This window comes from Microbacterium enclense, from assembly GCA_038182865.1.
Classification (GTDB): domain Bacteria; phylum Actinomycetota; class Actinomycetes; order Actinomycetales; family Microbacteriaceae; genus Microbacterium; species Microbacterium enclense_B.
Window position 1 is genome coordinate 2,083,215 of the sequence record CP116226.1, and the last position, 18,924, is coordinate 2,102,138.

An 18,924-nucleotide genomic window follows, 5' to 3' on the forward strand; every position below is an offset into this window, starting at 1 on the left:
GGCCCCGGCCCGCAGTCCACACGGCCCCGATGCGGCGAGATTCTCCGGAGTTCTGCACGCTCCACGCCTCGGCGCCGCAGCTCGCCTCGCACCCCCGAGGCACCGCAGCTCGCCTCACACCCCGAGGCGCCGCAACCTCTCCCGCGCCATGTCCTGTGCGCGCGGACCTGACCCCAGCGCCCGCTCGGTCACGCGCAGGACCACGCGGGTGAGGGTGAGCACGGGCAGAGGCCATCGCCGCACGCCGAGCAGCCGGCGGTATCGCGAGGGGATCGTCGCCACCGCCGCCGCGAACAGCACGCGATACGACAGCCCCATGAGCCCCGGAAAGGGAGGCTTCCTGAGGAACCGCATGACGTCGTCGACGCGCTCGTCGCGCCGCAGTTCCCCCCGCTCGAAGAACCCGTCGATCTCGGCGCGCAGCGCTGCGCGGGTGAGCGGCGGGTCGACGACGCGCATCAGGCGACCGGCGGTGGCCCAGTCGGCGACATACGCGTCCGGGCCACCGGGGATCGGCTTCCTGGATACGGCGTGTCCGGACAGGAACGCATCGGTGAAAGCAAGGTGGACCCACCGCACGAGATCTGCGGCTTCGGCGGTGTACCTGCGCTCGGTGCCGTCGCCCGCACGGTACTCGCCTTTCACGCGCTGGTGGAATCGGCCGACGCGTGCGGTCTCGGCATCCGCCTGCGTCCGTGACCCGTAGGTGAGGGTGACGACCCAGCGGACGGTGCCGGTGAGACGCCCGAGGGGATCCTCGCGGTATCGCGACCAGTCGTGTACGCCTGCGAGAGCACCCGGGTGCAGGGCCTGGAGGAGGAGGGCCCGGATGCCGGCGACCAGGGTCCCCGTCCCGGCGTGCACCGTCCACGCGGGTCCGTTCTCGGCGAAGTACCCGGCGTCGTCCCCGTCGGCGATGGCCCGTACGTAGGGAGCCATGCCGGTCGGGTCTCCGGCGAGGGCGATGAGGATCTTCGCGCGGATCGACGAGATCCAGCCGGTGCCGGGGGAGGGCGGTGTGTCGGTCACCGTTCCAGCGTGCCACCCGATGGAAGGAGGGGCGCGGGAGTGTCGTGGCGTCGAGACAGTCAGTGGCCTTCGTGGCTGATGACCGGCACGGTGCCGTCGTCACGCAGCAGAACGGCGTTCTGAGCGGTGCCCAAAGCCGGGGTCACGACGACGGCGATGATCGCCGCGGCCACGAGAAGACCCACGACGCTCATCGGCTGGGCTGTCTTCGCGGAGGCCGCTGAGCGGCGCTGACGACGCAGGTTCACCGCCGTGCATGCGCCGACGATGACGAGGAGCAGGGACGCCGCAGCGACGGCCACGACGCTCGTGTGCGCGGGGACGAGGACGAGGAGCGCCGTGACGCCGACGATCGTCGCCAGTGTCCCGGCGAGAACGGTTCGCGGCATGACGAGCCGTCCGGCGGAGAGGACCGCTCCGCCCCAGGCGAGGGCGGCGAGCCCGAGGACGACCAGTCCGATTCCGAGGCCGTCGGCGACGGCCCCGGAATCGGGACGGGTGATCGCACCCGCGCCGAGGGCGGTGGTGATCAGGCCGGCCCCCCACGCGGATACGGAGGGCCACGACCTGACGAAGGTCGCGGCGGTCATGTTCAGACCGCCGCGGTACGCGGGACGCTGCGCTCGGTGCCGAGGCCGACACCCAGCAGCACGACCGCGCTGGCGAGGTGCAGGAAGTGGTCGGGCACGTTCAGGGCCAGGATGTTCGCCGGGCCCGAGAGGAAGAAGCCGACGATGCCGAGGAGCAGGTAGACGGCGCCGACCGTGGTGTTCACGCCCTTCGCCGCGCGGGCGTTGGCAAGGCCGGCGACGAGCAGCGCGGCACCGATCAGCAGGTGGGCGATGTTGTGCAGCGGGTTGACCTCGAAGATGCCGAGGAGCAGGCCGCCCTCGTTCGAGATGAAGCCGACGCCGCCGGTGACGGCGAAGCCGAGCAGACCGACGAGCAGGTAGACGGCCCCGAAGATGGTGGCGACGAGGCGGTTGGGCGAAGAGCTCATGGTGAACCTCCCAGTGAGTTAGCAGCGACCTCGTGGCCGCCTTCCCCACATCTTCGGAGACAATGCGCGGTTCGGATTGGGCTTTGCTTCGCCGCATGTTCTCCGGTAAAAGCCGTCCGCGTCATCCCTGAGCCCGGAAACGACAGAAGGCCCCCGAGTACTCTCCGAGGCCCTCCGCTACAGATGTCACCATACGAAGCGCGCAGAGCTCTCCCGAGGGGATTGCATTTCACACGCTGTTCACGTACTTACGGCTCTGACACACTCTGCTCATGAAGTTCGAAACGACGCTGACGCAGATGGGCAACAACACGGGCATCGAGGTGCCGACCGACGTCGTGGAGGCCCTCGGCGGCGGCAAGCGGGCGGCCGTCACCGTCGACGTGAACGGCTACGTCTTCTCGAGCACCCTGGGGGTCATGGCGGGCAAGCATCTGATCCCGTTCTCGTCCGACAAGCGCGCGGCCACGGGCCTCTCGGGCGGGGATGCCATCTCCGTCGACGTCCAGCTCGACACCGCTCCGCGCGCGATCGAGGTGCCCGACGATCTCGCCGACGCGCTCGCCGCGGCGGGCGTGCGGGCGGCTTTCGACGCCCTCGCTCCGAGCGCGCGGAAGGCGCACGCGGCGAACGTCGAGGGCGCGAAGGCCGCCGACACACGGGCGCGCCGCATCACCGCGATCATCGACAAGCTGCGGTAGCGCGACCGAGGTCATCCGCATCTCTCGACCGATACCCTGGAGCGGGAGGATGTCGTGGGTCGTACGAAGGATGCCATTGCCGAAGGGCTGTCGATCGCGACGGCGGCGGCGCGGCTGACGGTGCGCAACCACATCCTCGTCGAGACGATCGCCCGCGGTGGTCAGTTCGACAGTGAGGCCGTCGCCGACGTCGCCCGAGCGACCCTTCGGGCCTTGGCCGACGAGCAGGATCAGGCTGCGGAACGGGTCACGCACCAGCGCAAGCGGGCATGGGGGCGGTTCTCCGACTCGTCGGGGACGCATGATTACCGCGACCGCGACACGCGCAACCTGCGCCGCCGCGCCAACCAATCGCGCGGGGTGGCGAAAGAGTTGCGCGCTCTCGCCGACGACGCGAATCGCGTCGACTCTCTGGTCGCCGACGCCCGCATGGCGGCCTGGGGCGACGTCGAGGCCAACCTCAGCAAGCGTCTCGACGTCGAGGGCATGACGGCCGACGCCGACCCCGACTACGCCACCATGCGTCGCGCCCGCATGGACGCCCTTCGTATGGTGGACCTCGCCCGCCTCGCCTCGCAGGCGAAACGGAAGGCGAAAGACAAAGCGGAGGCCGAGTCCGCGAAAGCGGATATCGAAGACGACCACAAACCTGCCAAGGGTGACAAGAAGAAGAAGTCGGCCGCGCGCTGATACCGGATCTTCTACAGCAGGAATGTCACACGACCACCCCGGCCGGACATTCCGGGGTATGGACGAAGCCGAGCTGTGGCGCCGCGTCACCGCTGACGGCGACGACCGGGCGCTGAGCGCGCTGTACGAGCGACACGTGGACCGCGTCTTCCGTCATGCCGCGCGGTTGGCATCCGATCGACGGGATGCCGAGGATGCCACGGCCGTGGCCTTCTTCGAGCTCTGGCGCCGACGTGACGCCGTGCGTGTCGTCGACGGGTCGCCGCTGCCGTGGCTCCTGGCGACGACGACGAACGCGCTGCGGAACCTCCAGCGCTCGGCAGCGCGGTACCGGCGCCTGCTCGATACGCTGCCCCGTTCTGCTGACGCGGCCTCGGCGGAGGACGACGCGTTCGCCGACGACAGCGCTCTCGCGTTGCTCGCTCCGCTGGGTGCCGTCGACCGTCAGCTGGTCACGCTCGTGCACCTGGAGGGGTACCGAGCCGACGAAGCGGCGGTGGTTCTCGGCCTGACAGCCGTGGCGGCGCGCGCCCGCCTGTCTCGCGCGCGGGCGAAGCTCCGTGGGCTCATCCCGGGGGCGGCCGCACTCGAGGAGGATTCCGCATGAACGCACTCCGCATCGATCCCGTCTTCCGTGCGGGCTTGCAGCGTCAGCTCGTCGCGCAGACGAAGCTGCCGCAACGCCGCAGCCGGGCGCGGCTCTTCATCGTCGCGGGTGTGGGCGCCGTCGTGCTTGCGGCGGGGGCGACGGCGGCGACCGCCGACTTGTGGACGCTTCCCGGCGGGACGGTCGTCAGCGAGCTCGGTGTGCCGATGAGCACGGAGGGCACGGGTGACGGAATGCTGGCGCTTCCTCCTCGCCCCGGCACAGCCGACCAGCTTCGCGTGGAGGTGCGTTGCCTCACTCCGGGCACCTTCAGCTTCCCGGGCGGCTCCGTCGTCTGCACCGCCGAAGACTTCTCGGCGGATCCCGCCGGTGTGGTCTCGTGGATCGACGTGCCCCTCGAGGCGGTCGGCTCCGAGGTGGTGGTGTCGGCAGGCTCCAGCGAGAGCTGGCGCGTGACCGCGACTTTCCTCGATGCCGAGCCGGTGCCCCTCGCGGTCAACGACCGCGGTCAGACCTACGGATCCTGGGGCGCGGGGGAGGAGCCCGATCTGATCGCGGTGGTCGCCACGAACGGGCGTCAGGGCTATGTCGAGGCGGATGAGTTGGCGGATGCCGATGGCTCGAGCAGGAACTTCGGGTCGCCCGAGGAAGCCTTGCTGTGGCAGGAGGGGCGTGCGGGACGAGCCGTCGTCGTTCCTGTGTACCTTTCGGATGGCGTGACGCGGGTCGGGGACTTCGTGGTGCAGTGACGAACAGAGAGAGCCCCCGTCGACAGGAGTCGACGGAGGCTCTCTCTGAGGGGTGTGTGCGCTTACGCCTTGTTCTCGGCGCGGTTGCGACGAACCTTCGCAGCGACCGCGACCGTCGCGCCGGCGAGCACGAGCGCGCCGCCTCCGACGTAGATCCCGATGAGCGACTCGCCGTTGACACCGGTCTGGGGGAGAGCGTTGTTACCGCCGCCGTTGTTGTTGGAGCCGCCGCCGCCGTTGCTGTCGGCGCGGGCGCCGGTCGCTGCGAGGGTGTACGTACCGCTCGGGTTGGCCGGCAGGGTGACGACAGCAGTGGCTGAGCCCGAGGAGTCAGCTGTCTTGGTGACAGACGCCGCAGTGACGGGCAGGTTGGCTGTTGCGATGTTGCTGCCCGTGATGCCGCGCCCTACCAGCGTGAAGGTGACCGATGCGCCCGGCTGGAAGCCCTGGAAGGGCACGGAGCCATTACCGGTGACCTGGACGGTGATGGTGTTCGGGTCATCGGGGATATAGGCCTGAGCGACTGCGGGCGCTGCGAAGAGCAAGGCCCCGGCCGCGGCGAGTGATGCCGCAGCCTTAGTCAACGTGTGCTTCATGAGTGCCTGCTTTCGAGTCCGGGCAGCCGGTCGTCTGATGGTTCTGCGCGCCTCTGGCACAGGTGTGTGCACGAATCGCGAGGAAAAAGAGCGGAATGGTGTGTTGAGACCTACCTGAGTATTCCTTAGGCGTACGCCCAATTGCAAACCGCCGTCATTTCTTTCAGGTAAACGTTTTGCGTCGTGGTAATGCACGCCTCTTTCGCGAGGTCGCCGACCGTCTGAGGTCTTTGGCCGCGTGATCAGCGGAGCGTTGCGCTCCCCGGTCGCGGCCCTTCGCAAGAGGCGCGGACGATCGGACTCAGGGTGGGATCGGCGGTCGGTGTCACATAGGCCTCGGCTTCCCTCGCCGTCGTGAGTGAACGAACTTCGACGGTGAGGCTGGTGGAAGCGCGAGGCGTGAGATCCGTGCCGAACGTGAGGACCCGTCGGCCCTCGAGCGTTCCGCCCGTCATAGTGGTGCCGTCGCTCGAAACGGACGAGACCACCTCGTAGCCTTCTGGTACGTAGATGTTGCCCACGACCTTGGCCGTGCCAGGCGCTGTGCCATAGGCACCCTCGCCGGTGATGTACGTCGGGAGAGTTGTCGCGGCGTCCGGCGGTGCGACGTTCGTGAGCGTGAGGTCAAGCGTGAGCGAACGCGGTCCGTCCGCAGCTGAAGTCCCGCAGGACTCCCATGTCACGCTGACGTCCGGCTTCACGTAGTAGCTCATCTTCGACCCGGTGCCGTCGTTCAGGAATACGCCGAAGCGGGCCGTGCGTTCGTCCGTGACCGGTAGTGGCCCGGCGATCGTCGTGTCGGCGAGCAATGCCTGGTCGGCGGCGTCGGCGCTCCACACGAGAAGGCGATGTTGTTGCCCCGCGCGGTACAAGGCGGATATGAGGGAAGGAGCGGATCCGCGACCCTCGAGGAGGGCTTGGAACACCGCGCCGGTCGCGGCCGCGAAGAACGCATCTTGAGCGGAAGGGTCCGGATAGCGGAAATACACCTCGTTCATGAGCAGGGCGGCGGCATTTCCAGCGGTCAGCTGTTCGCCGTCGGGGAGAGTGACGGGCCCTGTGGCTTCGAGGACGTAGGACAATACAACGGGGTCGACGGCAATTACCCCGTCTACGTTCAGCCCCGTTTTGATTCGGTACATTTCACGTGCCAACGGGCCGTCGATCGTGAAATCGGGAATCTGGGTCAGGTTGTGGAAGTAGCGTCCCGGACGAGTCCCGTAGATGTCGACGACCTCCGGTGGCAACGTCATAACCGGCTCACGCAGATCTCGAACGATAGCCCCCGCCGATTGTGTCTCGATCAGGGACACAGCTCCGTCGTCGATGTGCAGAAGAACCGCCGTTCCGGTGATTCCCCCCAACGACCTCCACTCCGCGTTGTTCTGGACGAGCAGGAGATAGTTGCGCTGCTCTCCTTGGCCGACCATCTGCGGCAGGAGGTGAGCGGTGCGCGCGAGCGCGTCGATCGCCGCCGCGGATTGATCGAGCAGTGAGCCCGTCCTCTCGACCGCCGCGGAGGCGACTCCCACCAGAGGAGTGCGGTCGATGGCGCCGACATCGTTGGCGGCCTCCCTGGCCTGCGTCTCGGCCTCGCGCGCAGGCTCGGCGAGTTGCGCCAGGGGACTCGCGTCGATGCGCCCGTCGACGGGACGGAGAGCGTCCAAGGAGACATCTTTTGCCGCGGTCGCGAGGGGGAGGAGCGCTCCGCCCAGAAGCTTGTCCGCGGAGGCCGATACGGTACTGAGCGTGATGAGCTGGGGCCCGATCCAGGGGATCTGCTCGGCTGCCCGCCATATCGGGTCCGAAGTGAGCCGGCGTGCCTCGGATGCCTCCATCGACAGGCGACCGATTGCCGGGATCGCACCGGCAGGGTCGGACGCCAGTGCCGAAGTGCTTTCCCCCGCCTCTGTTTGTACGCGAACGAGGTGCTGATAAGCCATCGTGCCGCGCACCCCGACCCATCCTGCAACGACACACGTGATGAGAATTGCGCCGGCCAGAATCCAGGCGAAGACGCGGCCCGCGGTCACGGCCGGTCGAGGAAGAACAGAGGCGTTGATGTCATCACCTGGCTATCGGGGCTTCATCTACCGGCGTGCTTCAGCGTCCGTGAGGTGGGCGGGGTCACGTTCGGGGCGAGCGACGCGCGCGTGGAGGTGGCGCGTCACGACGACCACGACAACTCACCCGTCTGCATCCCGGCTCGCCTCGCGACTTGTCCGGCGGGAAGCGACTCCCACATCTCCCAGCGCCGGCGTTGCCGGAATGTCGCTCGGAGACTCGGCGCGACGGCGCCGTCCTGCGGTCGATCGTGGGGTCTTCTTCGTCGCAGGGGGAGTTTCGACGTAGCGGTAGCCGTATCCGTAGCCGTATCCATAGGCGGAGTAATACGAGTCGGGCCCGCGAGTCGGCACCATCGACATGACGAAGCCAGCCAGCTTCGCACCGACGGTGTTCAGCGAATCGGTCGCCAAGCTGAGCTGATGCCGGCTCGTACGCCCCGCGGAGACGATCATGATCGCTCCGCTGGTCGCACGCGCGAGGATAGCCGCATCGGTCACCGGGAGAAGTGGGGGTGCATCGCAGAGGACGACGTCGAAATCCCTCTCGAGCATCTCGAGCAAGGTGCCCATCTGGCGAGAGCCGAGGAGTTCACTCGGGTTGGGTGGAACCTTCCCTGCCGGGAGCACGTAGAGGCTGCGGCCCCCCCAAGGGAGCATGACGTCGTTGATCTTTGCGCGCCCGATCAGCACGTCGGTGAGCCCCGCCCCACCTTCGATGCTGAGGTACTCCGCGACCTTCGGCTTGCGGAGGTCCGTGTCTAGGAGAGCGACACGCTTGCCCGCATCGGCGAGGGCGATTGCGAGATTGATCGTCGTGGTCGACTTCCCCTCGCTGGGAACGGAGCTCGTGACGACGAAACTCGATCGTCCCCCCATGTCCAAGAACTGCAGGTTCGTGCGGAGCGCGCGAAACGATTCCGCCCGAGGACTCAACGGATCCGCATGGACGATCAATGGCCGATCCTTCGCTTTCGCGTCGAAGGCGATTGCTCCGATGCCCGGAGCGCCGGTGATCTGCTCGGCATCGCGGGGGGTGCGGACGCGATTGTCCAGCCGACTGCGCAGCGCCGCTGCCCCGAGGCCTGCCGCGAGCCCTATGAGCGTGCCGAGTGTGAGGTTCAGAACCACGTTCGGGCTTGATGGTTGGAGAGCGGGCTGTGCGTCCCGCACACGGCTGAGACGGACGGGGCTGGTCCCGTCACCCGCTTCGGGTTCGAGCTGGGGGACGGTCGTCGACAGGCTGTCGGCGACCGCGTCGGCAATCTCGGCGGCACGCACGGGGTCCGGGTTGGAGGCCGTCACGGTGATCAACGTCGAGTTCAAACCCGCGGACGCCTTCACCGAGCTCGCCAGAGAGTCCGCAGACGTCGCGAGTCCCAGCTCCGTGATGACGGGGTCCAGGACGACAGGCATCGTTGCCAAGCCGACGTACGTGTTGATGCGGGCCTGCGCGAACGACGACCCCTGCTGAAGTTCCGCAGCGGTACTCCCTGCTTGGGTCGACACGAACACCGTGCTCGACGACTCGTAGATCGGAGTTCGCGTCAGCGTGTAGCCCGCGACGACACCCAGTCCCAGGAAAGTGAGCGTGACGATCAGTAGCCAGTTCTTGCGGAGGGTGCGGATGTGATCGCTGAGCTCCATGGTGCCTCTCGAGGACGCGCTGACGACCTGCGTGACAGAGGTCGGAGAATTCCCTCAGTGTGCCACACCTATTGTTTCCGGATTCGCAACACCGACGTCGCGATATCAATGGTTCTGGGCTCATGCGCGTCTGCCTCCGGTTTCATCGGCCGACGAATTCATCGGCCGAAATGTCGACTTGCCCGGCCCGGCACGATTGTTTTGCCTCCGCCGTGCGAGCGATAGGTTTGCCACCGTGCCCGATCAGCCGAGCGATGCCACGTCCAGGAACGCGGCTGCGCCTTCCGCGGTGACAAGTGCGTCCGAGGAATCCGCGCGTTCGCGCCGGCGAGTCCGTCGCCGTTCCGACTGGCGACAAGGCGGCACGGCCGTCCGCCGATGGAATCACGTGGTCCTCTCTACCGCTCTCGTGGGAATCGGCGGGGGTCTGCTGGTGAGTGTGGGGCTGAGTCGACTGGCCGCCCCGTGGGCGCAACCGGCCTCGTCTGTTGCACTGTGGATGGGCCTCGGAGTCGGGATCGTCGCGGCGCTTGTGCGAGCGCGCCCCGCGGGGCTCTTGCGTGTGAGACCGATCGATCTTCTCTGGGGGCTGAGCGTGGGGGGAGCGCTCCGCATCCTGCAGGGCTGGCTCGGCGGCGCAGACTCATCTCCCTTTCCCACGCTCCCGAACTCCGGTGACTCGCCGGTGTGGGGGTGGGTGTGGAGCTACGGAGTTCCCTCAGTTCTCGTCGCGCCGGTCGTCGAGGAGTTCTTCTTCCGTGCCGTCATCCTCGTCGGGGTCTACCAGCTCCTCCGGCGGAGCGTAGGGGCCGTCGCCGCTGCGACGACCGCGCTTCTCGTATCGGCCGGGGGATTCGTCCTCTTGCACTCCGCCTTCAGTCCCCTGTCTTTGGGCGACGGCGTTCAGCTCTTCACGGTGGGCACGGCGTGCGGTCTCGTCGTGATGCTGACGGGGCGGATTTGGGGTGCGGTCCTGGCCCACATGGTCTACAACGTGAGCTACTTGCTGCTGGCGATCATCGGCACGATTCTCGCGTAGGCGGAGATGACCCTGCGACGGCTGTGGCAGCGCCTCCTGTGAAATTGGATGTTCACATGCCGATGATTCTGGGTGTCATGTCGTGCTGTTAGTGTTCAGCCGAGACCGGCATGGGGAAGACGTGGGCGAGAGGGGCCGAGGAACTGTGGCAATTCACCGCACAGTCCGGGACGTCTTATCGGTTCCTCGCGAAACATTGGATTTCCTCGACATGGGATCGTTGAGCTGCTCCACCCGCCGGTCGGCGCCCGGATCGGGTTTCGGTCGGTGACCGTCTTCGCGATCCTCACGCATGGCGATCCAGGGACATTCCGAGTCGCCGCGGAAGCTCTCAGCCCCAGCGAAGTCGTGGTGCACGTCGACGCGACCACCGATGACGGTGGATACCCGAGAGCTGGCAACATCACGTATGTCAGGGATCGAACGAACGTCAGGTGGGGGGGATTCTCGGTCGTCGAGGCGACCGAGAAGCTCTACATGCTGGCGCTGCAGAAATGCAGCTCGCCGGACGAGTACATCGTTCTGCTTTCCGGGCAATGTGTGCCTATTCGGCCGCTCCAGGAGCTCGAAGCACTTTTCATTCAGAGGCCGGGCGTTCTGTACTGCCGAGCAGGGCTCCTGCTGGATGGATACGAGATGAATGAGCGGCGGATACTCCGCGAATGGCATTTCGACCGCTTCGACGCCCGTGGAAAAGGTCTCCGCGGGCGGGCCGCGGCCGCCGCCCGCAAGCTCACCCAACTCGCGACCCCGACACGCAAGAAGGATGAATTCTCCGGATTCACGATGGTCGCGGGGAGTCAATGGACTGCCCTCACCGCCGGTGCCGTTGCCTCGATGATGTCGGACGACAGTTCGCGGGCGCGCCTCGCAGGCCTCCTGAGGTACTCGCTCGCGCCGGACGAGATCTACTTTCATACGCTCATCCATAGCGGCGAATGGGCATCGAACACCACGTCATCTCCTCCCCAGCCGAAGGGCGACAAGCGCACCGCGGACTTCGCGAACCTCCACCACATCGATAGATCGCTGACTCGATATCTCGCGCCGGAGGAACTGCGGGACTTCTCGGGAACTCTCGAGTTCTTCGCGCGGAAAGCGAAAGGTGATGATCTGGAAGGCCTGTCGCGCGTGGTCCGAGAACTCACGTCGCAGGACGGACGACGGTGAGAGCCCCACGTCTGATCAAGTCGGGCTCGGGATACTTTCTCTCCGTAGCCATCAGTGCGCTCGTCGGGGTTGTGAGCGTCCCCGTCGTGATCCAGGTGGCGGGCGCGGCTGCCTGGTCCACTCTCGCCGTCGCACAGGCGGCCGGTGCCATCGCAGCGACCGTCGTCGCGTTCGGGTGGCCCGTGATCGGCCCCGCGGCCGTCGCGGCGGCGCCGGACACGGAGCGCGGACGGATCTTCCTGATCTCCCTCATCTCGAGGGCGGTGATCCTCATTCCCGCCGCCGGAGTCGCCACCGTCGTCGTCCTGCTCTCTGTCGGGTGGTCCACCACCACGGCCGCCGCGATCATCGCGGGGCTGACGCCCGTCATCGGCGGGCTCACGGCGTCATGGTTCTTCGTGGGGGAGTCGCGTCCGTCCAAGCTCAACTCCCTCGACGTCCTTCCTCGGGCAGCCGGGACGCTCATCGGCATCGCCTTGATCCTCGCCACCTCTAGCCTCGTGCTCTTCGTCCTCGGGCAACTCGCGGGCCAGCTCGGTGCCCTCGCGCTCTCGTGGCTTTCGATCCGCCGTCGTTACCCGCGTGGTGGTCACATCTCCGTGCGGGACATCACCGGAACCGTCGCGGCCGGGGGTGCAGGTTTCTCGAATGCGATCCTCACCTCGCTCTACCAGAACTCACCTCTCGTGGTTGTGACCAACTTCGCGGGCGCAGGCGTCGAAACATATGCCATGGCGGACCGTCTGTTCCGAATCGCCGCGCTGGCGCTAGCACCGGTCACCCAGGTCGCGCAGGGGTACGTGCCTTCTGCGGGGACTCACGACGAGTTGCTGGCAAGGATCCGACGGACGATCATCGTTGGTGCCGGCTTGGGCGTGGCCACGCTGATCGGATTCGGCTTCCTCGCCCCGGTGCTCGGCACGCTTCTGTCGCACGGTGCGATCGAGGTCTCGTACGGGGTGTCATTCTGCCTCGGCGGGGCGCTCGGCATGGCGCTCATGTCGTCCTTGGTCGGGAGGGCATGTCTCGTCCCTCTCAAGAAGACGGCGACCCTTGCGCTGGCCGCGACCGTCGCCGCGATCGTCGGTCTCTCGGGCATGGTTGCCGGAGGTATCGCCTTCGGTATCGCCGGCGTCGCATCCGCCTACCTGCTGGCGGAGATCCTTGCTTTCAGCATCACCATCTGGCCTGCAGCCGGCGCGCTGAGGCGCATCGACAAACGCGGTCACACCGAGGGGAAGTCGTAATGCCAGGCCGAAAGTGGTTCCAGGATGTCGTTTGCGCGGTGGCGTCGGTGCCCCTTCTGCCGCATCGCCTCCGACCTATCCTTCTGCGTCGGGCGGGCGCCTCAGTAGGGGCCAATGTGCTCCTCTACGGTGGTTCTACCTATCACTCGCAGATGCGTCTCACTATCGAGGACGACGTCTTCGTGAATCAGTCGTGCCACTTCGATATGCAAGCGCCGATCCACATCGCACGCGGGGCGCGAATCGGGGATCACGTCCGGTTCATCACGTCTGATCATGAGGTCGGACCGCCCGATCGCCGTGCGGGCCCCGGCCGGAGCGAGCCGATCGACATCGGTCGGGGGTCGTGGATCTGTAGTGGTGCGACCATCCTTCCCGGTGTGTCGGTCGCCGAAGGTAACATCGTCGCGGCGGGTGCTGTTGTGACTCGCTCGACCGAAGCGAATTGCCTGTACGCGGGTGTTCCGGCTCGTCTCATCAAGCGACTCGACAAAGAGGAATCCGCGCTGTGAGCAAGTTCGTCGCTCCGATGATCGGCAGGGCAGGCCTGGGGAACGAACTGTTCCCGGTCCTGCGGGCGGCCGACATTGCTGTCAAGGAGTCACGCGTCCTGCTCTGGCCGACGTGGTTCCAGCTCAAGATCGGACCGGTCCTTCGGCGCGAGCGAGACAAGCGGATGTACTGGACGATATTCCGCGCTCCGGGATTCGTTTCAGCCGTACGACTCGTCTGGGCCAGATTCAGAGGGGTGACGCATGCCCTCGGCACCGCCGACGACACCTACGTGACGGTGCGCGGCATGCAGAACTACTTCGAGGGTGTCGGCATGGCGGGGCCGGATTTCCGCGAAATGCTGCTGAACCAGGCGAGGCGGGGTGTCGTCTCGCCTCAGGAGACGCGGCCTTACCTCGCGTTGCATGTTCGCCTGGGGGACTTTTCTCGGGTCGGCGCCTCAGAGTCCGAGGTGTCGAAGAACAACACCAGCTCTCCTATCGCGTGGTTCGTCGCGCGTGTCGAAGCGGCACGAGAGGCTCATCCCGATGTCCGGATCTTCGTCTGCTCAGACGGGGAGGATGCCGAACTGGAGCCACTCCTGAGGGAAGAGGGAGTTTTTCGATCCGCTGGTCGAAACGCGCTCGACGACCTCGTGTTCCTCTCCCGTGCCGCCGGCATCATCGGGAGCCGTTCTACCTTCAGCGCCTGGGGGGCGTTCCTCGGAGAGGTCCCGATGGTTGTTCAGACCGGCGGAGACGCGTACCGTCCTCACGCGCAGGTATGGGAGGCTTCGGCTGAGCAGCCGACCCCTGAATGGGACGATGAGGTCCGTCATCGTTGTGCGGCGGCGCAGCGAGATCAAGACGCAGGCTGACGGCCCCATCACGCGACGGAAAGCGGTGGATCATGAGCTTTCGCGGACCCGAGCGAACAAGGACGGGGAATGCGGTGGTGACTGTGCTGCCTGCCGATAGTCACGGGCAGCCCGCGTCGGACGCCCGCGGGACGTTCGCCCTGCGATGGGCAACCTACATCGCGGCCTTTTCCTCTTCATGGACGGGAGCGGCGTTCGGAGGGTTCAATGTCGTCGACTATGCCCTCGGTGTGACGCTGGTTCTCTTTGTCGGTGTCGCATTCTTCCAACGTCGGCGCCTTCACGTGTTCACGTGGATGCTCGTGCCACTCGTTGCTGCGGCCATTGTGTCGGCGTGGAACACCATCGTTAAAGATGCGACGTTCGACGCGGTCATGCTGCTGCGCATCTTCCTGACCATGGTGTCGGTAGCTGTGATCATCTTCAGCCTGAACGAGTGGATCGGCGGCGACTACCTCCGTCGGCTCCTCACGGTGTGGATCGCAGGCATCGTCGCAAACGCGCTCGCCGCGATCGCTGTGTCCTACGGGATTGTCTCCCTCTCGGGGATTTTGACTCAAGCTACAGGCGAACGCCTGAGCGGATTGGCTTCGCACCCGAACTCACTCGCGTTCTCTGTCTGCCTGGCCATAGCTCCGTGTGTGTTCTTGCTGTCGACGGGACGAGCCAAGATCGCGTGGATGCTCTGCCTTGCTGTGATCTTGTGGGGAGGAACGCTCAGCGAATCTCGTGCGGCACTCCTCGTTGGGCTCCCGGTCCTGAGCGTCGCTCTCGTGATCACGCTTTCCCGCTCGCGTCTGAGGTCGCTGGCCTGGCCGGTGCTCATTCTGGGCGTGGTCGCGGCGTGGTTCGTTCTGCCTCTTGTCCTCTCCAATTCGCGCCTGAGCGATGGGGCGGGGGCGCTGAGTGACGCGGGCCGGGTGTCTCTGAACGAGAACGCGCTACGGCTGTTCTTGCAGAGCCCCCTCACCGGCGAGGGGTTTGATAGTCAGTCCGGCGTTTCCGTCCCGTTGACGGTTTTGACCGCAGGCGGGATTCTCTTTGCGCTCGGCTACTACGCGTTCGTTTTCGCACCGCTTCCGGTGCTCTGGCTGCATCGGCAGACGTCGATCGCCCCGTATGGACTCGTCACGGTGCTGGCGTTGATCGGTTTCGGATTTTTCAACCCCGTCTTCATGGAGCGCGCGACTTACTGGCCGATTCTCATTGCGATGGCGCTGTGCATCAAGGCCGGCACATCGACCACCATGGCTCGGTCACTCCACGAATCGCGTCCGACAGGTTTCACTCCCCGTTGAGGGTGGCTCGCCGCCCCTTTCGTGGCGCTCGGGAGAGGCGCGTGTATGGAGCACCTCAGGGGCTTTCGAGTACCCCCACGACGACCTCGGAGAAGTTTGTGGCTACCGATTCGATCGACGGGATGTCGGACCGCAGCGGTCGCCCGGTGACAGGTTGCTCTGCCATGAGGCTCAGGGCCTTCTCTGCGTACGCACGCGGGTCGTCCGGGAGCGTGACCCGCTCGCCATCACGAAGGAATTCCATTTCTGGGGCGTGGTAACGATACGAGGTCGTGAACACGGGGAGCCCCAACGCCAGGGCGTCCACCGCGACGAGCCCTACCCGACCGGGCATCCACACCGCCTGGACGACATGTCCCAGCCTGGCGAGTTCGGCGCCACGGGCGGCGGGGATGTGCTCGATGGCCTGCCCGGCGCGCGCGAGAGCGTCTTGCAACTCGCCCTGGCCGACGACAATGAGTGAGAACGTCGGGTCCTTTCGCCGCGCCCAGATTGCTGCGTCGACGAGAAAGTCGATGCGTTTGGCTGCGTCGAGCCCTCCGACGAAGAGTGCACGGGGTGCTCGGGGCCACTTCACGTGCACATCGAAACGTTCCTGCGCCCCGAGCGAGGTGTACGCCTGCCTGAGCGAAGCCGAATCAGTGCTGTTGCCGATGGCGACGACCTTGTCTGCGCTGAGCTTGCCCTTCTCGAGGAGGTAGTCGCGCCCGCCGTCCGCGTATGTCATCACGGCATCCGCTCGCCGTGCCAGTGCCCATTCGATGCGATCCGACACGGCTCCCGCGTCATTGACGTACGGTCGACCGTGCCCCCACAGGACCAACTTCTTCCTCCCGAGGGCCCTCACCCATGCAAGGTTGTTCAGCGCCTCGAGTTCGGAGACGAGAACATCAGGGCGGAGGTTTGCGGGAAGGGCGCGCCACTGAAGGTGCCGAGGACCGAGCTGCAGTCCTGCTGCCGTCACGTCCAGGCGCCATGGCGGGTTCTCCTTGTCCCCCCGGGCAGCTTGAGCGCCAACGGGGTGCCCGGCCGCGACGAGGAACTGGATGTCGCGGTCAGCCAGCTTCTGCCGGATGGTTTCGAAGAGCGGAACCCGATAGGCGGGAACGTAAGGCTGCGTGACGACCACCAGAGGGCCCGTAGTCATGTGTGACCTCCACCCCGGGCGCTCTCGTATGCATCTCGCGCCTGCGCCGCCGCAGTGTTCCATCGGAACTCCCGTTCGGCGTATGCGCGAGCGCGGGCACCCAAGGCCATGTCGTCGAGTGCGTCGGCGACCACCCGAGCAATGCTCGCCGGGTCATCTCGAGCCACGCGCAGCGCGCCGCTTTTCACAGCTCGTGCAGCAATGCCCACGTGCTCGCTGGTCACGACTCGTCTGCCGGCGGCCATGGCCTCCGCGACAGCGACACCGAAGCTTTCATCTTCACTCGGGAGGACGAAGACGTCGCACTGCCGGAGCAGATCGCGGCGTTGGGACGAATCGACGGGACCGAGCACGGTGACCAGATGGTCGACGCCGAGCTGCCGAGCGAGCACGGCGGGGTCCTGGATGGTGCCGTCCGAGCCTCCGGCGACGAGGAGCCGGAGATCCTTGTTCCGCAACGGTTCCTCTGCGAGTGCGCGTACGACGAGGTCGACGCGCTTCTTCTTGGTGAGTCGGCCCAGGTACAGGATGACCGCCGGTCGGCCGCCGTTCGCCATTCGGTCGATCGAGAACAACTGCTCGTCCACGGCCAGGTTCATGTGGAATGCCCGCGTATCCGGAAGAACCGTGAGCGCCTGCTGTGCCTCTAGATCGCTCGAGTAGATGGCGCCGCTCAGACCGGCGAGGTTCTTTGCATCGGCGATTCGGAGCCACGCGCGTTTTCGGCGGTGATTCGTTCTCCAGTGATAGTGGTCGAGAGCTCCGTGCGGTTCGATCACGTACGGGATACCGCTTCGTCGGGCGATGCGCATCGCCATGGTGCCGGGGTAGCTCTGGAAGCCGTGGACATGGACGAGGTCGTAACGTCCGAGCCCGTCCGACATGGCGGAGGCGAAGGCGGGGGCGAAGGTGACGCTCGGGGGGCCGATGCTCGACACCCGACGTACCCACGGTGCCTCGACCAGATCCTGATCGCTGGCGGCGAGACCCTTGTCGGTGGTGAGAACCTCTGCGTCGACACCAAGATGGTGAAGTGCGGGGATCAGCCCTCGGATCACCTCAGCTGGCCCGCCGTCGGAACGAGCGACGCTCGGCGTGACGTGCAGAACTCTCACTTCAGGACCGGCGAGTCGGAGCGTCGTAGTTCGCGATACTTGAGACCGATCTGCCAGTAGTACATCGCCAGAGCTGCGGCGTAGTCGAATCCAGCGCGGCCATCGAGAAATCCGCCTCGTGCGACGTAGCAGTAAACGAAGAACGCAACGGGCTTGGCAGGCAGCTTGTCGAACAGTCGACCCTTCAACGTTCGCTGCTTTGCAATATCCGCTCTGACGGCTGTCCTTGCCCTCAGATGGGCCTCCCAGTCGGAGTACCTGTTGTGCCTCGCAAACCAGCTTGAAACGGGGTCGAGATCATTGTGGGTGATGCGGCCACGTGCTTTGAGGACGATACCCGTCGCCCGTGGTTGGTAGTGCCCCTCGAGCTCACCCATTCCGGGGGCATCGAGATCGTCCATCTCGGGGAACCGGACTCGGTCACGGTGTACGACGCATCGCTTCGTCACTCGATGACCGTGGCGGAGAATCTTCCCGGCGAAAACGTAATCCAGATCGACGTCAATCGCTGCGGCGGGGTTCGCAGGGAGGGCGTAGCCGTGCAGTTCGGCCTTCAACTCCTCGCTGGGGGTCTCGTCCGCATCGAGGAAGAGAATCCACGGGTTGCGCGTGGGGACGTTCTCGAGCTGCCACTGCTTCTTCTTGGGGTACTTGCCGTCCCATGTGAAGTTGATGACGTGTGCGCCGTGCTGTTCGGCGATCTCTCCCGTCCTGTCCGTACTGTCCGAGTCCACGACGATGACTTCGTCGAACTCGGCCAGAGCCTCGAGACAGGCGGCGATCCCCACCTCCTCGTTCTTCGTTTGCACCAGGACCGTGATGGGCAGTGTGGAAGTCATCGGCGAAGTCCCTCGAATCGCGTTCCTACGTGTCGCCCCGGCACTCCGGCCCATACGTCTCCTGGCAGGACATGATCCCCGCTGATGAGGGACATCGGCTGGATCAGGGCTGACAGGCCGATCGTCGTGCCGCCCAGAATCATGCACCGGCTCGTGATCCAGGCTCCCGCGTCGATGGTGACGGGCCGCGTGATGAGCGCCATGTCGACGCGATGTCGATGACTGCCCGTCGTGATGAACGTCTCTTGCGAGATGACCACATCGTGGCCGACGTAGACATGGTCCTGGTTGTGGAACCAGACGCCCTCGCCGATCCACGAACGGTCACCGATGTGCAGTTTCCAGGGGAATTTCACCCGGGTGCGCGGGCGGAAAACGACGCCGCGCCCAATTTCCGCCCCAAACGCGCGGAGGATGCGCACTCGGAGGCCGGAGCTGATTTGCCACGGATTCGTTACGAAAAGCAACTCGCAAATGGCCCAGAGGTATACCTGCCAAGAAGGGCGATCCCACGCGGCTCGCTCGCCGGGAGCCTTCGAAAGATCGATCACCGGAATGTCGCTCACGGTGTCCCTTTCTTGTAACTGTGATGTAACGGTCGCGGGGGTAATGTCAGTG

The 18,924-nt window shown here is 65.9% G+C and carries 20 protein-coding genes; 10 read left to right on the plus strand and 10 right to left on the minus strand.

Annotation, left to right across the window (positions count from 1 at the left end; genetic code table 11):
* Positions 1–114 precede the first annotated feature (114 nt).
* Genes PIR02_09650 through PIR02_09660 form a run of 3 tightly spaced genes read right to left on the minus strand, consistent with a single transcriptional unit; the run spans position 115 to position 2,029 of the window.
* Positions 115–1,029, minus strand: coding sequence for an oxygenase MpaB family protein (locus tag PIR02_09650; GenBank protein WZH38918.1), 915 nt, complete (start codon positions 1,027–1,029; stop codon positions 115–117).
* A gap of 59 nt (positions 1,030–1,088) precedes the next feature.
* The gene (locus PIR02_09655; protein ID WZH38919.1) at positions 1,089–1,619 is read right to left on the minus strand and encodes a hypothetical protein; all 531 of its coding nucleotides are present in this window, start codon (positions 1,617–1,619) and stop codon (positions 1,089–1,091) included.
* Positions 1,620–1,621: 2 nt separating this feature from the next.
* Entirely contained in the window at positions 1,622–2,029 is a 408-nt protein-coding gene (locus tag PIR02_09660; protein WZH38920.1) for a DUF4383 domain-containing protein, read from the minus strand.
* Positions 2,030–2,301: 272 nt separating this feature from the next.
* Between PIR02_09660 and PIR02_09665 the strand changes: the two genes are divergently transcribed.
* From PIR02_09665 to PIR02_09680, 4 genes are read left to right on the plus strand one after another with little or no spacing between them, the layout of a single operon-like run.
* Positions 2,302–2,730: a YdeI/OmpD-associated family protein gene (locus PIR02_09665; GenBank protein ID WZH38921.1), complete on the plus strand. Its 429-nt coding sequence runs from the start codon at positions 2,302–2,304 to the stop codon at positions 2,728–2,730.
* 54 nt (positions 2,731–2,784) lie between these two features.
* Positions 2,785–3,420, plus strand: coding sequence for an asparagine synthase (locus PIR02_09670; GenBank protein WZH38922.1), 636 nt, complete (start codon positions 2,785–2,787; stop codon positions 3,418–3,420).
* Between the two features lie 58 nt (positions 3,421–3,478).
* Positions 3,479–4,027, plus strand: coding sequence for a sigma-70 family RNA polymerase sigma factor (locus PIR02_09675; GenBank protein ID WZH38923.1), 549 nt, complete (start codon positions 3,479–3,481; stop codon positions 4,025–4,027).
* Positions 4,024–4,776: a hypothetical protein gene (locus PIR02_09680; protein ID WZH38924.1), complete on the plus strand. Its 753-nt coding sequence runs from the start codon at positions 4,024–4,026 to the stop codon at positions 4,774–4,776. The genes PIR02_09675 and PIR02_09680 overlap by 4 nt, the downstream gene beginning before the upstream one ends.
* Before the next feature lie 62 nt (positions 4,777–4,838).
* Here PIR02_09680 and PIR02_09685 read toward each other — a convergent pair whose 3' ends face one another.
* The 3 genes from PIR02_09685 to PIR02_09695 form a co-directional block, all read right to left on the minus strand.
* Positions 4,839–5,372 (minus strand): hypothetical protein, encoded by a 534-nt coding sequence (locus PIR02_09685; protein ID WZH38925.1) that lies wholly within the window; start codon positions 5,370–5,372, stop codon positions 4,839–4,841.
* 242 nt (positions 5,373–5,614) lie between these two features.
* Complete coding sequence (locus tag PIR02_09690; protein ID WZH38926.1) at positions 5,615–7,405, minus strand: DUF4012 domain-containing protein; 1,791 nt, start codon at positions 7,403–7,405, stop codon at positions 5,615–5,617.
* Between the two features lie 153 nt (positions 7,406–7,558).
* On the minus strand, positions 7,559–9,082 hold the full coding sequence (locus PIR02_09695) for a polysaccharide biosynthesis tyrosine autokinase (protein ID WZH38927.1): 1,524 nt from the start codon (positions 9,080–9,082) through the stop codon (positions 7,559–7,561).
* A gap of 388 nt (positions 9,083–9,470) precedes the next feature.
* On the opposite strand from PIR02_09695, the gene PIR02_09700 reads away from it, so the two are divergent.
* The 6 genes from PIR02_09700 to PIR02_09725 all read left to right on the plus strand — a co-directional run bounded on the left by PIR02_09700 (position 9,471) and on the right by PIR02_09725 (position 15,205).
* Positions 9,471–10,121, plus strand: coding sequence for a CPBP family intramembrane metalloprotease (locus PIR02_09700; GenBank protein WZH38928.1), 651 nt, complete (start codon positions 9,471–9,473; stop codon positions 10,119–10,121).
* 267 nt (positions 10,122–10,388) lie between these two features.
* A complete protein-coding gene (locus PIR02_09705; GenBank protein WZH38929.1) occupies positions 10,389–11,291 on the plus strand; it encodes a beta-1,6-N-acetylglucosaminyltransferase in 903 nt (300 codons plus the stop codon).
* Positions 11,288–12,538 (plus strand): hypothetical protein, encoded by a 1,251-nt coding sequence (locus PIR02_09710; GenBank protein ID WZH38930.1) that lies wholly within the window; start codon positions 11,288–11,290, stop codon positions 12,536–12,538. The genes PIR02_09705 and PIR02_09710 overlap by 4 nt, the downstream gene beginning before the upstream one ends.
* 152 nt (positions 12,539–12,690) lie before the next feature.
* On the plus strand, positions 12,691–13,050 hold the full coding sequence (locus PIR02_09715; GenBank protein WZH38931.1) for an acyltransferase: 360 nt from the start codon (positions 12,691–12,693) through the stop codon (positions 13,048–13,050).
* Positions 13,047–13,907 (plus strand): hypothetical protein, encoded by an 861-nt coding sequence (locus PIR02_09720; GenBank protein WZH38932.1) that lies wholly within the window; start codon positions 13,047–13,049, stop codon positions 13,905–13,907. The genes PIR02_09715 and PIR02_09720 overlap by 4 nt, the downstream gene beginning before the upstream one ends.
* Before the next feature lie 77 nt (positions 13,908–13,984).
* Entirely contained in the window at positions 13,985–15,205 is a 1,221-nt protein-coding gene (locus PIR02_09725) for a hypothetical protein (GenBank protein WZH38933.1), read from the plus strand.
* Positions 15,206–15,260: 55 nt separating this feature from the next.
* Here the strand turns inward: PIR02_09725 and PIR02_09730 are convergent, their stop codons facing one another.
* Genes PIR02_09730 through PIR02_09745 form a run of 4 tightly spaced genes read right to left on the minus strand, consistent with a single transcriptional unit; the run spans position 15,261 to position 18,872 of the window.
* Positions 15,261–16,334: a glycosyltransferase gene (locus PIR02_09730; protein ID WZH38934.1), complete on the minus strand. Its 1,074-nt coding sequence runs from the start codon at positions 16,332–16,334 to the stop codon at positions 15,261–15,263.
* Between the two features lie 14 nt (positions 16,335–16,348).
* Complete coding sequence (locus PIR02_09735) at positions 16,349–17,467, minus strand: glycosyltransferase (GenBank protein ID WZH38935.1); 1,119 nt, start codon at positions 17,465–17,467, stop codon at positions 16,349–16,351.
* A complete protein-coding gene (locus PIR02_09740; protein ID WZH38936.1) occupies positions 17,464–18,306 on the minus strand; it encodes a glycosyltransferase family 2 protein in 843 nt (280 codons plus the stop codon). The genes PIR02_09735 and PIR02_09740 overlap by 4 nt, the downstream gene beginning before the upstream one ends.
* Positions 18,303–18,872: an acetyltransferase gene (locus PIR02_09745; protein ID WZH38937.1), complete on the minus strand. Its 570-nt coding sequence runs from the start codon at positions 18,870–18,872 to the stop codon at positions 18,303–18,305. The genes PIR02_09740 and PIR02_09745 overlap by 4 nt, the downstream gene beginning before the upstream one ends.
* Positions 18,873–18,924: the final 52 nt, after the last annotated feature.